An 11,480-nucleotide genomic window follows, 5' to 3' on the forward strand; every position below is an offset into this window, starting at 1 on the left:
AGCGCTCCCGTGGCATATTTTTTTGCGCCGTCCAGTGCACCGCTGATACCACTGGTTTCCAGTCGCCGGCCAATTTCTGCGGCTCGCCACTCACGAAATTCACGTAACCTGGCCAGGCCCTGCTGAAGTTCGGTACATGCCGGATCAATGCCCAGCCCAAGTATATGCACCGTCGTACCAGACCAGGTAACAGACACTTCAACACCGGCTATCAACTGTAGTGCTTGCTCCTTGGCCGCAGCGTGGGCTTCCGCTATGCCATCGGTTACATCGTGGTCGGTTAATGCCAGCACATCCACACCCCTGGATTTTGCACGTGCCACCAACTCCGTTGGCGTCAGCGAGCCATCAGAAGCTATAGAATGCGCGTGTAGATCGTAAACCGGTTGCATGGCGGCAGATATTACTCGATTTTGCTGATCGATTCCTTACCTGAAATTAGATAAAAACGTGAATTTGGTCTATTTAGCGGTCGAGGAATGTGCTAAATTGTGGCCTGATTTTGAATTCACAACTTAAATTCGTGTCCTAACCATACTGATTCCCAACAAATAGTTAAATTTAGCTGAAGTGTATAATGAAATTTCTCGTTGATTTTTTCCCCGTTCTACTGTTTTTCGTTGCCTACAAAGTTTATGACATTTATGTCGCTACCGCGGTCGCCATCGCCGCTGCGTTTATCCAGGTAGGCATACACTATTTCAAGCACAAAAAATTCGAAAAATCACATCTCATTACCCTGGCTATCCTGGTCGTATTTGGTGGTGCCACCATCCTGTTACAGGATGAAATGTTCATCAAATGGAAACCGTCCGTGGTGAACTGGATTTTTGCCGCTGCGTTCCTGGGCAGTCAATTCATTGGCAGCAAGACCATTGTGGAACGCATGATGAGTAAAAGTGTCACCCTGCCCTCGGCAATCTGGTTAAAGCTCAATATGAGCTGGGTCATTTTCTTTGTCGCGCTGGGGATTATCAACCTGTTTGTGGTTTATAACTTTGACACCGATACCTGGGTGAACTTCAAGTTATTCGGCATGATGGGACTCACCATCATGTTCGTCATTGCTCAGGCTATCTATATGTCCCGCCATATGGAAGTTTCAGAAGCAGAAAGCAAGTAACCATGTGGTACGTAATCATCGGCGAAGACAACGAGAACAGTCTCGAAAAACGTCTGGCGGCAAGACCGGCTCACATTGAACGCTTAAAACAACTCAACCAGGATAATCGTCTACTGGTTTGCGGGCCAAATCCTGCCATTGATAGCGAAGATCCCGGCGACGCAGGTTTCACCGGCAGCATCATCATCGCCCAATTTGAATCACTGGAGCAAGCGCAACACTGGGCCGACGAAGATCCTTATATTGGCGCAGGCGTCTACAACAAAGTCACCGTCAAACCATTTAAAAAAGTATTACCCTAAATTCTATTTCGACTCACAAATTTTCTTATCCGAAGGAAGCATTGCATGAACCTGTTAAAATTTTCTCTCGTTGCAACTACTGCCTGTCTGTTAATGGTCTCCACACAAAGTTTTTCCGCCGAAAAGAAAGACGGTGTTATCGCGGTAGTTAATGGAAATAACATTACTGCAAGCATGTTAAAAAGCTACCAGCAAAGCCGCGGCTTCATTGACAACATTTCAAAAAAACAACAAACACAAATGATGATTGAGGAGCTTATTAATCGAGAACTGATTTACCAGGATGCGATAAAAAATGGGATTGATAAAAATCCGGACGTCGAAGCCCAACTTGCCATGTTACACAGAAACGTGGTTGCTGGCGCCATGCTTAAAAATGTTACTGAAGCCGCAAAAATTTCCGATGAAGAATTGAAAAAAGAATACGACAAGCGCAAAAGCCAAATGGCCACCAGGGAATACAAGGCAAGTCACATCCTGGTAGAAAAAGAAGAAACCGCAAAAACAATTATCAAAGAACTTGACAAAGGCGCGAAATTTGCCGAGCTTGCCAAAAAGAAATCCACTGGCCCCAGCGCCACTCATGGTGGTGATCTGGGCTGGTTTAAACCCGGTGAAATGGTGAAACCATTTGCTGAAGCCGTCGGAAAATTAAAGAAGGGTGAATACACAAAAGCACCCGTAAAAACCGATTTTGGCTGGCACGTCATACTAATGGAAGATTCCAGGGAGGTACCGCCGCCTCCTTACGAACAAATGCGGGAACAGCTTAAAATGCGTGTACAAAACCTGCAGATCGAAAATTATATAGGATCGCTACGCAACAAAGCGAAGATCGAACGAACCGCCGACAAGAAATAACGGATTTAGCAATGTAGCCTGGGGCGTAAGCTCGAAGCACGGCGTTTCTGATCCAGATAGGAAAAGTACCCCTGCTCCATAATAAAAGTATACAAGTACCCTACTATAACAATGTAAGTGGCGACAATGATCAGCACGCCACCCAGGCCAACAATATCTTTTGCTAACGACGCGCCTGCCGCGTACTCAACGATCAGGTAAGATAACTCAAAGGCAAGATATATAAGTGGCGCTCGATACGCCGCTTTTCGAATCTTGTTGGGTGCATTATTTAATGCCCAAATTGATAGCACCCCGAAAAAACACAAGTACGGTGTAAGAAGTGTACTAATGTTGCTAAATCTAACATCGGTAATAACACCCACAACCAGCACGCCTATTCCCACAATTATCAAAGGTAGCGCAAGTGTTGTAATAAAATAGCGACGGGTATACATCATATTTTAAGCATAGCGCAAATACGTACCGTTCTCATCATCAACTACAACGCAATGTTCTAGCTGTATTTTTTGGAAACCTGATATCAATCCACGATAGCCGGCTCGCGTATCCAGGCACAAATTCAATCCCGGGCAATCGCATTTTCTCGCTACTACGCCGTACTTCATACTTTGTTTAATTGTTATCATCTTAAGTTAAGCGCCGAGCAATGGCAGTTTTTTTCTAGCGTGGTAAGTGAGTGACAGAGATATGCAATGTTTTAACGCTTCTACTGGGATCTCGTCGTTTTCATAAAATATGATGGCCCTGTTACCTTCAAACTTAAACCTGTCTCTATATAATTCCCTGAAGGTATCAACTAATTTTGTTTTACAGTGAAAGTACATCGCGTACTGGTCTGGTGCTGACGCCTTCCAGTCAATTCTTATGGTGCTTCCTCCTTTGGCGACATAGCTTGGCTCTCCCCATTTCAATGTTTCTTCCACTGCTTCAACACCGTCTGTTTCCTTTGCTACATCGAACACCAGTTGCCGAAGAAACGCCAACTTAACTCTCATGCGCCTGGGGTAAGCCTGAAATATTTCTGCGACTTCCGGATTTTTAATCTTCCTCATACCAAAATTATTTATAGTTATTGTTTTAAATGTTTACGGATAAATAATTCGGTTCTTCGAATTGCGTCCTTGGTTGCCAAATCATCCGCGAAGGTGCGTACGTGCGGGGGACGAAAATCAAAACCTCGACCAACACCCGGGTAAATAATTAACTGAGGTTTCCTGCCTTTTTCTTCCAGGGCTTTAATGCCTTCCATGATGGGCCGCAGTCTTTGGTATTGCTCATGCTCGCCAAAGAATATCAGCACGGGTACTTTCAGGTCATTTATTTCAGGTGCGTATTGATATACCTGCATTGGTTCTGGTTTATTCGGATCTTGCCAATGCGGATAAAACGAAACATAGCAGGCAACTTCCTTTTCCTGTTTTTTGTGCGTAACCAGTGCTTTCAAGCTCATATAACCACCGCGTGTATGAGAGACTATACATGCTTTTTTTCCAATGATATCGGGCTGTTTCAACAAAGCATCGACCCCCCTGGCAACATCAGAATCACTGACATAATCATGCCCCATGGGATACCGATCAAAAAATCGACCACTCCAGACATCCGGTGCCAGAACAACAAACCCTCTTGCTGCAAGACGTCTTGGCGCCAGCAATGTCAAATCATCCAGCCCTCGTCGCCCATGCTGGAAAAGCACAGGAAGGTACTTGCCGGGTTTGACTGGTCGGAACAAATAGGCAGGGATTTCGGCATCGCCACTTTCATAGGCTATTTTTTCCATTTTGACTTCATAGCTGGCTGGGCTGTCTAATTTTCCATTCTCCCACCAGTCATCATCCCACCACAATTTTTCCTTATCCTGTGGGTACTCTGACTTCACCCAGGGCTCGTGGCTGGCAAACGCAATCGGCATTAAGCTGATCGCTACAAATAGTATTAAAAGATTTCTCATTGAGTTACCTCTGACGAGTTTATGATCTCAGGTGTAATTTAATGGTAGTTTTAACCAGGTAAAACGGCTGATGCCCGAACATATTGAGAGAACTGTGTAAATGTGATTGTGGGTTAATTATATTTTAATATTAATCTTCTTGCCATGCAGGTGACCGCGGACCTTCATGAGGAGAGAGATTCAACCAATACTGATTAAGTAACGCGCCATCAGATTCAATTACAGTATATTTTATTGAATGCACAATATACCTTTTTGGATATTCTTCAGAAGCTATTTTGCCAACTCCATCTAAACGATTCCAACCATGGTCATCAAACCTGTCCCCTGTCGATACGGACATGAACGGAGTATCTGATACGAATTTTGCGATTGGCTTATGCTCGCCAGAAATATCGCAAATGTAAAGTTCATATTTAGTCATTTAGTTTATTTTTACACAAACAACCAGTCATGCAACATTCGGCCAGGCATGAGAGCAAATGAGCCGGCTATTAGTATGCCGCCAACATACAGTCCAATCATATTTCCTCTATGCACTCTCAAATTACTGCTTTTTGCGGCCACATATGCTGAGGGTACGTTGTAAAGTACCAGTAAACTAAAGATATGTATAAACCCGAAGTGATTTAAAAACTGCGGCCCTACTTCGGCAGGCATAAATAATGTAGTTACTGCAGTAACCAGCATTAATAACATATATAACTTTCCAAGTAGCCTATGTTGAGATGTGCCTTTTCTATTCAGGAGAAGGTAAGTACCAATTAAGAATGCGGGTAGTATTGTTGCTAAATGCATATAGGCGAGTTCTGTGTAGGTCACTACAAACCTTCCTCTTTATATGTTTTGACCAAACCGCCACACTACATTGCTTGGATCATTTACTATGAAATCAAGCATTCCCCACGGCTGCTTTTTAATTTCGGAAATCTTCGTTCCGTACTTTTCTGCAACACCGGATGTGACAATATGTTGATGCCATTTGCTGATATCTTTTACCAGCATATGCATCATGAAATTGTTGGCGTGCGCCGGCTCATAGAAATCCTGCAACAGGAAGCTACAGTCCTTATGATGAAAATAGGCGATACCGGTATCATCTGAGGCCAGGGTAAAGCCGAGATTTTGATAGAATTCTTTCGAAAGTGCAAAATCCTTTGCAGGCACAAAAGCTTTAATCTCTACTGATTCCAACTCGTCCATGAGCGTCTCCTGAAATGCCGAACATTAACCAGGCGTAAAAACTTTGCGTTAATTCGCGTAATATTTACATATGATAATCATTACAGATCATTAATATCAATAAATTAATATCGTAACTGCAATATTCACTAACTGATTAAATAATGAGCGCATTACTTATAACTTCGATACATTTCAATAAAGGTTGTGAAGCATTTTGATTAAGGAACAGTACAGATCTTTAAGAGACGATTTGATCAAAGAGATCACTCGCGGCATGAAAAAACACAAAGTCACAGGCATGAGCGTTGCACTGCAGGATGGTGGCGAAATCGTCTGGGCTGAGGGATTTGGTTATGCAAACAAAGAGCGAAACACAATCGCAACTCCAGAAACTCTCTACAAAGCTGGCTCCATCTCCAAAGTCTTCACAGCCACTGCGACTATGCAATTGGCAGAACAGGGCCTGATAGACATTGACGCGCCAATCCAGTCGTATATTCCGGAACTCAAACCCAAATACCACTTTAAGGTTGATACACAAATTACCTTGCGCCAGATCATGACACATCGTTCGGGATTAAGCGGTGATCTGATTTCAGGTATGTTCAATGAGCACCCCAAACGCTTTGACACTGTAATTGACTACATGAATTCAGTACACGCTCCATATGCGCCGGGTACTATTTCCGCTTATTCTAATATCGCCACAGACTTACAAGGCGTAGTTATAGAACGGGTAACGGGTGTTCAATTTGAAAACTACATCAAGAAGAACATTTTGACGCCACTGAATATGCATGAGTCCACTTTTGACGATGCACAGGTTAATCAGATACTGATGTCTAAGGGCTATAAACGTAACAGGGAGAATAAGGAATACCCGATACGAAACTTGCCTGCCGGAAACTTGTACACCAATGTGATTGAACTCAGCCGGTTCGCGAATATGGTCATGGAAAACGGTGGACCTGTCCTCAAACCAGAGTCGCTGAGTGAAATGCTATCAGAACAGAAAGATGATAATGAACGCTATGACATGGGAATGAAGTTAGGTTTGAACTGGGTACTGGACAGACCCAGGCTCGACCACCTGGGAAGGGTCGCCTGGCATAATGGTGGTACTCTCAATTTTATGAGTGTCATGATTATTCTTCCTGACCAGGGCTTAAGCATAGTCGTCCTCTCAAATACCGCCATGTCTCTGCCATTTATAGAGGAAATAGCCGACAAAATTCTAATCAAGGCGGCAGAATTAAAATCTGGCATCCTGGCGCCAGAGGAACCTGAACCCGTGGCAGAAGCACCTTGCCCTGCTGGATTGTTAAAAAATATGCCTGGCACATACGCCACTGGTCTTGGCCCCGTCAAAATCTATACCAAAGGCAACAGACTTGAAGCCAGAGTATTATTCTTTAAGGCCCTTCTACGTCACCATTCGGATGGCTGGCTGTCACCAAAGTTGCGCCTGTTTGGAATTATTCCTATGCCAGCAAAATTATCACAAGGAATACGAATAAAAATAGACACCATCAACGACAGGGAATTACTGATAGCAGAATATCAAAATCGCTCCATTCCCGCAGGTGTGAAAATCTTTCCTGAACCGATTCCGCAGGCCTGGAAACAACGCGTAGGCAAGTATATTTTGGACCTGCCTGAAGGTGACTTTTCCTGGTTCAAGGAAGTGAAACTTGACATCAAGGAAAACTTATTGATTGCATTCGTTAAGATTGAAAACCAGGGTGGTGGCAGCCTGATACTCAAGCCTGTAGCAGAAAACATGGCACTCATCGAAGGTATCGGTCGTGGGATGCAAGAAACTATCTACATTACGCACGAGAATGACAAACCAGTAATTAATTATGGAGGCTATCGGTTAGTAAAAAAATAAAATGAAATTCAGCAAAATATTTTGATTTTTTTGATCGATTAATCCAGTGATTTACCATCCCAACGATGCTCTGGATCAGGGTAGAACGTAAGTGATGCACTTTCTGACTCACCACCAACAACGACTACCAACCATCCACCAGGTACTTTAGATCGGAAAAGATGAAGTATCGTTGCAGTATTACAACCAAGCTTCTCCCATATAACATCGTTCGTACCAAGTATTCCCATCTCAATCTCCCAACCAATCTATAACGTACTAAATAGCCTGCCAATCCACTGTATATAGCGAACCATATCTGGAATGCTTTAGTACATTAGTGACGTTTGTCACTCTTCATTGAAAAATTGAGGCATCATGACTGTTACCATTGCTGGACAATGGAACATCACGCCCTGATAATTACTCCCTGTTAGTTTTACTGACTCTTTTCAATAACTCAATTGAAGCATCTACTTCAACCTTCCTGATAGCCACACTTTCAACGTTGCAACCAACGGGAATGCCTTTTTCATCAGCATAGCTTTTTAATTCCAGCCAGCTTTGCTCAGAGAAATCAACCGATTTCTCCAGTATATCTTCAGAATGAACAAGGTCATTCTCCAGCCACTTGGGAATGCTAATACCCAGCCACTTCATAAATTGAAGCGTCTTAAGCGAGCCACAAGGCGTTAAGGTAAATAGAACAGGAACCAGCGGAATACCGTTTTCCCGCCCATAATAGTAGTAATCTGATAAAAAACTTTTAGATGCATTTACATCGTAAACACCTTGTGAAACAAAAAAGCTGCAGCCCTTCGATATTTTATCAAACACCCTGAGATGTTCATCGCCCTTTGCCTGATGCCGTTCAGGTATAGTCACACCGCCTAACAGTAGATCGCTATTGGTTTCCGCTCTGAGTTTATAAGCATCACTCATTGACATTGTGACTGATTGCGACCTCGACGGCGCACCGACAAAAACTGTCAGATAGTCCTCTGCTGATGCATCCACCAGGAACTGTGACAACTCTGATTTGCTATATTTACCAACCGAGCGGTAGATGATCTTGGGAATGGATAGAGCGCTCAAATAATCTTTGCAGTAAGCGAACGAATCCAGGGTTGCCATAAAAGGAAATGGCCGTTCCTCAGCTGTACGGGACTTTTCATCCTGAATATCATAGAGAATCAGTCCATCAACTTTTTGTGAATCGAGCCTTTGAACCTGCCGAGCGGCAATCTCCGCTATTTTCTCTGGCTCAGTTCCTTTTTTAGGTGGAGTAATACCGTAAAGAATAATTCCGCTTTCTCTGTTCTTTATTTTATCAACCAGCATTGCGAACTCTCTAATCAAAACAAATTTTCACTATTATACACATATTATGAATCTGACTCTTTTTATCTTTAGAATAAGCATTTGTGTATTTGTATAATTTACATAAAATCCAGGGCTAGTTTATTAGCCGCGAGTTCCAGCGGTACACGGCGATAGCCCATAAGCTCGTATTCCACGATAAACCGCCGAACAAATTTCTCTCGCCCCATCTGTTCCGGCTGAGCCACATGCATTGGAATTCAATAGAAGGAAGTTAACAGGCAGGTCCAGGCTCTTTTTATGGGCACCCTTTATCCCCTGGTTGAACTAACGCTAGCGTAAGTACGCATATCCTTTTTGTTGCAGCATAACAATTTCTGCGTCAGCCATGGGCACCATGGAAGCAAATTCCTGAATATCTTCTTTTTCGTAGCCCTGCATGCGTGCCGAGGCTTTACATACCCTGAACTGAATAATATCACCCATCGATAAGCTGCGAGCCCGGCGCATTAGTTTCGAATGCTGATTTTTGTCTTTGTTACCAAACAGGGGAATGGCACCCTCGTGGATAACAAATATTATGGATGCCTCAAAGGAATCATTTTGATAAACATTCTGTAACATACTGGCTCGGTCAAGGATATGCGCCAGCGCTTCAGGATCCGGGCTTGAAACATCATAAACGACCCTGGCAGGTTTGTAGCCCACATTGTCTTCAGCGCTGCCAATGGAGGCAAAGGCTAGCAGTAATAATACAGCAAGTGCAAACCGAACGATCACAATACATTCCCCGATCTAGAACTTATCAACCAAATGACGTATCCGATTTTGAAGTGTTTTCGGCACTTCACCCTTAACAGATTGTTCGATGCGCTTGTTTAGCGCAGTTTCCAATTCAGACCTGGAATAACAACTACGACAATGCCCCATATGATGCTCATATTTTGCCAGCTCTTCGTCATCAAGCTCACCATCCAGGTAAGCATATAGAAGTTCAATTGCTTCCAGGCAATCTATTTCCTCAACGTTGGATTTGTCTTCCTCTTTCGTCATGATTGACGCTCCTTCATAGTGTCACTTGTGACTAACCCAGCATCCTTTGCCTGTTCCCACAATGCCTTTTGCAATAAAGTACGGCCACGTTTCATTCGAGAACGCACTGTTCCCGGTGGTACTCCTAAAATATCTGCTGCTTCGTCATAGGAAAATCCTTCCAGATTTATCAGCAGGATGGTAATACGAAAAGCTTCTGGCAGATCTTCTACGGCCGCCATAATATCTTCACCTAAAAGATTATTAACAAACTCTCGTTCCGGCTCCGCCCACCAGCACAAAAACTCATTGGGCTGTTCCAGCAAATACGACACGACCTGATTATCTTCATCGTCCACTGAATTTTCATCATAAGCCGCTTCTGCTGGACGTACCGATTTTTTTCTGTAATCACTAACAAAGCAATTATGCAAAATACGAAATATCCAGGGGCGAAAACGATCTTCTTCTTCCAAAGTCGAAATTGCGACCCACGCTTTTGTGACGGCATCAGCGACCAGGTCTTCCGCATCAGCACTATTTCTTGTTAATCGATTAGCCATCGCGTAAAGGGAATGCATAGTTTCCTCAATACGCTGACTGAAAAAAGCCTTTTTATTTTTATGCTCAGTCATTTGCTATACGCCCTGTTACACTGGCGAATAAAATTCTTGATCTTGCTGATTCATACCAAGTCTCCCTCAATACAAGAAACGATAGATAGCATCCAGTATCGATTGAGTGGTTTTCACTCACAGCGTAAAGTCTACACATGGTATCGTTCCCTACTTTTTTGTTATTTTTACAAAAAGCGAACTCATTAATTGTACCTTACACTGTCCTTGACGCATTTACCTGCATAAAAGGTCCCGAAAAATCACAAATATTTCGGGACCTGGCCTTAGTTATTGATTAGAAAGTCAAAGTTGACGCCCCCTGGCTCACAACTTCCAGCATGGAAGTCGACCCAGCCAGCACTACTCCATCGATCAGGTCCTTTTGCTCATAACCACGAACCTTCGCACATGGGGGACAAACCATGATAGTGGCGCCACTATCTATCACATTCTGGATCATTTCACTTGCCGGTGGATCAAGCGGATTCAGGCGGGCTACTTCTGTAGCACCTTTGCGCACCCAGTCCACACCTGAGGCAACTAAAAACATTGTTACCTCATAATCTGAAGCAATTCCACCATTCGCGACACTCCATGCAACCGATGAACGCTCATTATCGAATCCATTGGTGACCACCACTACCAGTTTTTTCTTGTCTGACATGACATTTCTCCCAAATTATTGTTGACGTAGGTTTACACTCTATAAGTTAAACGAGCAACACCCCATAAACCGTATGTTAACTATGAAGTACTTGCTTATTAGATATGACGCAACGGGGAGATATTTAGGTCCCGCTAATTGGAATAATTTTGTGGTTTAATGATATTTTGAATTGACAACAGGTGAGACAAGGAAAGGACTATAACAATTTTAAGGCAGTTTGGATCCGTGAAGTTTATCCAGCGCCAGTCCACTGCTAATGGTATGGACTCCACTTAACTCAATGTTTATGAATGCGTAAAGCTCCCGAACCTGCCCACCTGTAAAATGTGCGTTGAGAGAAAAAAAAGGGTTATAAATTTTTAAGCTTCGTAGTTCGGTTCTGCCGGTAAATTTGCAGGATTATAGTCCGCTAATTTCTGCACACGTTGCCTGGTAGATACGTGGATTTTTGCAGACCTGGCGATTGTCCGAGTTTTTTTACCGAAAGCCTTCCATATACCATCGTATGAATCGTGTAACTTACCCGTGGGATCTTTCTTTATTTTCCTG

Annotated in this window: 19 protein-coding genes; 4 read left to right on the top strand and 15 right to left on the bottom strand. The window is 43.3% G+C overall.

Annotated elements, in window-relative coordinates; all coding sequences use genetic code 11:
• On the bottom strand, positions 1 to 392 hold a 392-nt coding region (locus tag ACWVCM_RS06820), incomplete at its 3' end, for a PHP domain-containing protein (protein WP_455200976.1).
• A 185-nt stretch (positions 393 to 577) separates the two neighbouring features.
• Between ACWVCM_RS06820 and ACWVCM_RS06825 the strand changes: the two genes are divergently transcribed.
• Genes ACWVCM_RS06825 through ACWVCM_RS06835 form a run of 3 tightly spaced genes read left to right on the top strand, consistent with a single transcriptional unit; the run spans position 578 to position 2,286 of the window.
• Positions 578 to 1,123 carry a septation protein A gene (locus tag ACWVCM_RS06825; RefSeq protein ID WP_455200977.1) on the top strand — a complete coding sequence of 182 codons (546 nt, stop codon included), beginning with the start codon at positions 578 to 580 and terminating at the stop codon, positions 1,121 to 1,123.
• A gap of 2 nt (positions 1,124 to 1,125) precedes the next feature.
• Positions 1,126 to 1,425 (top strand): YciI family protein, encoded by a 300-nt coding sequence (locus tag ACWVCM_RS06830; protein WP_455200978.1) that lies wholly within the window; start codon positions 1,126 to 1,128, stop codon positions 1,423 to 1,425.
• A 45-nt stretch (positions 1,426 to 1,470) separates the two neighbouring features.
• Positions 1,471 to 2,286: a peptidylprolyl isomerase gene (locus ACWVCM_RS06835; protein WP_455200979.1), complete on the top strand. Its 816-nt coding sequence runs from the start codon at positions 1,471 to 1,473 to the stop codon at positions 2,284 to 2,286.
• 5 nt (positions 2,287 to 2,291) lie between these two features.
• On the opposite strand, the gene ACWVCM_RS06840 is transcribed toward ACWVCM_RS06835, so the two are convergent.
• From ACWVCM_RS06840 to ACWVCM_RS06865, 6 genes are all read right to left on the bottom strand, one after another.
• Positions 2,292 to 2,726, bottom strand: a complete 435-nt coding sequence (locus ACWVCM_RS06840; RefSeq protein WP_455200980.1) for a hypothetical protein — start codon at positions 2,724 to 2,726, stop codon at positions 2,292 to 2,294.
• Positions 2,727 to 2,921: 195 nt separating this feature from the next.
• The gene (locus ACWVCM_RS06845) at positions 2,922 to 3,341 is read right to left on the bottom strand and encodes a DUF1801 domain-containing protein (protein ID WP_455200981.1); all 420 of its coding nucleotides are present in this window, start codon (positions 3,339 to 3,341) and stop codon (positions 2,922 to 2,924) included.
• Positions 3,342 to 3,358: 17 nt separating this feature from the next.
• Positions 3,359 to 4,240 (bottom strand): dienelactone hydrolase family protein, encoded by an 882-nt coding sequence (locus tag ACWVCM_RS06850; RefSeq protein WP_455200982.1) that lies wholly within the window; start codon positions 4,238 to 4,240, stop codon positions 3,359 to 3,361.
• 130 nt (positions 4,241 to 4,370) lie between these two features.
• Positions 4,371 to 4,664, bottom strand: a complete 294-nt coding sequence (locus ACWVCM_RS06855; RefSeq protein ID WP_455200983.1) for a hypothetical protein — start codon at positions 4,662 to 4,664, stop codon at positions 4,371 to 4,373.
• A gap of 11 nt (positions 4,665 to 4,675) precedes the next feature.
• The gene (locus ACWVCM_RS06860; RefSeq protein WP_455200984.1) at positions 4,676 to 5,062 is read right to left on the bottom strand and encodes a DUF2306 domain-containing protein; all 387 of its coding nucleotides are present in this window, start codon (positions 5,060 to 5,062) and stop codon (positions 4,676 to 4,678) included.
• Between the two features lie 15 nt (positions 5,063 to 5,077).
• Positions 5,078 to 5,443, bottom strand: a complete 366-nt coding sequence (locus ACWVCM_RS06865) for a VOC family protein (protein WP_455200985.1) — start codon at positions 5,441 to 5,443, stop codon at positions 5,078 to 5,080.
• Between the two features lie 232 nt (positions 5,444 to 5,675).
• Between ACWVCM_RS06865 and ACWVCM_RS06870 the strand changes: the two genes are divergently transcribed.
• Positions 5,676 to 7,316: a serine hydrolase domain-containing protein gene (locus ACWVCM_RS06870; RefSeq protein ID WP_455200986.1), complete on the top strand. Its 1,641-nt coding sequence runs from the start codon at positions 5,676 to 5,678 to the stop codon at positions 7,314 to 7,316.
• A 38-nt stretch (positions 7,317 to 7,354) separates the two neighbouring features.
• Here the strand turns inward: ACWVCM_RS06870 and ACWVCM_RS06875 are convergent, their stop codons facing one another.
• From ACWVCM_RS06875 to ACWVCM_RS06910, 8 genes are all read right to left on the bottom strand, one after another.
• Entirely contained in the window at positions 7,355 to 7,546 is a 192-nt protein-coding gene (locus ACWVCM_RS06875) for a hypothetical protein (protein WP_455200987.1), read from the bottom strand.
• 172 nt (positions 7,547 to 7,718) lie between these two features.
• The gene (locus ACWVCM_RS06880) at positions 7,719 to 8,636 is read right to left on the bottom strand and encodes a methylenetetrahydrofolate reductase (protein WP_455200988.1); all 918 of its coding nucleotides are present in this window, start codon (positions 8,634 to 8,636) and stop codon (positions 7,719 to 7,721) included.
• Positions 8,637 to 8,734: 98 nt separating this feature from the next.
• Positions 8,735 to 8,869, bottom strand: a complete 135-nt coding sequence (locus ACWVCM_RS06885) for a hypothetical protein (protein ID WP_455200989.1) — start codon at positions 8,867 to 8,869, stop codon at positions 8,735 to 8,737.
• 79 nt (positions 8,870 to 8,948) lie between these two features.
• Positions 8,949 to 9,395 (bottom strand): DsrE family protein, encoded by a 447-nt coding sequence (locus ACWVCM_RS06890; RefSeq protein WP_455200990.1) that lies wholly within the window; start codon positions 9,393 to 9,395, stop codon positions 8,949 to 8,951.
• 15 nt (positions 9,396 to 9,410) lie between these two features.
• Positions 9,411 to 9,668, bottom strand: a complete 258-nt coding sequence (locus tag ACWVCM_RS06895; RefSeq protein ID WP_455200991.1) for an anti-sigma factor family protein — start codon at positions 9,666 to 9,668, stop codon at positions 9,411 to 9,413.
• Positions 9,665 to 10,282, bottom strand: a complete 618-nt coding sequence (locus tag ACWVCM_RS06900; protein WP_455200992.1) for a sigma-70 family RNA polymerase sigma factor — start codon at positions 10,280 to 10,282, stop codon at positions 9,665 to 9,667. The genes ACWVCM_RS06895 and ACWVCM_RS06900 overlap by 4 nt, the downstream gene beginning before the upstream one ends.
• A 277-nt stretch (positions 10,283 to 10,559) precedes the next feature.
• Positions 10,560 to 10,928: a DsrE family protein gene (locus ACWVCM_RS06905; RefSeq protein WP_455200993.1), complete on the bottom strand. Its 369-nt coding sequence runs from the start codon at positions 10,926 to 10,928 to the stop codon at positions 10,560 to 10,562.
• A gap of 362 nt (positions 10,929 to 11,290) precedes the next feature.
• On the bottom strand, positions 11,291 to 11,480 hold a 190-nt coding region (locus ACWVCM_RS06910; protein ID WP_455200994.1), incomplete at its 5' end, for a hypothetical protein.

It is taken from the genome of Kaarinaea lacus (assembly GCF_975902315.1).

Bases quoted from the DNA above. Each gene is read 5' to 3' on its own strand.
- ACWVCM_RS06850 (WP_455200982.1), bottom strand. From the start codon at position 4,240: ATGAGAAATCTTTTAATACTATTTGTAGCGATCAGCTTAATGCCGATT.
- ACWVCM_RS06895 (WP_455200991.1), bottom strand. From the start codon at position 9,668: ATGACGAAAGAGGAAGACAAATCCAACGTTGAGGAAATAGATTGCCTG.
- ACWVCM_RS06875 (WP_455200987.1), bottom strand. From the start codon at position 7,546: ATGGGAATACTTGGTACGAACGATGTTATATGGGAGAAGCTTGGTTGT.
- ACWVCM_RS06880 (WP_455200988.1), bottom strand. From the start codon at position 8,636: ATGCTGGTTGATAAAATAAAGAACAGAGAAAGCGGAATTATTCTTTAC.
- ACWVCM_RS06830 (WP_455200978.1), top strand. From the start codon at position 1,126: ATGTGGTACGTAATCATCGGCGAAGACAACGAGAACAGTCTCGAAAAA.
- ACWVCM_RS06865 (WP_455200985.1), bottom strand. From the start codon at position 5,443: ATGGACGAGTTGGAATCAGTAGAGATTAAAGCTTTTGTGCCTGCAAAG.
- ACWVCM_RS06845 (WP_455200981.1), bottom strand. From the start codon at position 3,341: ATGAGGAAGATTAAAAATCCGGAAGTCGCAGAAATATTTCAGGCTTAC.
- ACWVCM_RS06840 (WP_455200980.1), bottom strand. From the start codon at position 2,726: ATGATGTATACCCGTCGCTATTTTATTACAACACTTGCGCTACCTTTG.
- ACWVCM_RS06885 (WP_455200989.1), bottom strand. From the start codon at position 8,869: ATGCATGTGGCTCAGCCGGAACAGATGGGGCGAGAGAAATTTGTTCGG.
- ACWVCM_RS06905 (WP_455200993.1), bottom strand. From the start codon at position 10,928: ATGTCAGACAAGAAAAAACTGGTAGTGGTGGTCACCAATGGATTCGAT.
- ACWVCM_RS06855 (WP_455200983.1), bottom strand. From the start codon at position 4,664: ATGACTAAATATGAACTTTACATTTGCGATATTTCTGGCGAGCATAAG.
- ACWVCM_RS06825 (WP_455200977.1), top strand. From the start codon at position 578: ATGAAATTTCTCGTTGATTTTTTCCCCGTTCTACTGTTTTTCGTTGCC.
- ACWVCM_RS06835 (WP_455200979.1), top strand. From the start codon at position 1,471: ATGAACCTGTTAAAATTTTCTCTCGTTGCAACTACTGCCTGTCTGTTA.
- ACWVCM_RS06900 (WP_455200992.1), bottom strand. From the start codon at position 10,282: ATGACTGAGCATAAAAATAAAAAGGCTTTTTTCAGTCAGCGTATTGAG.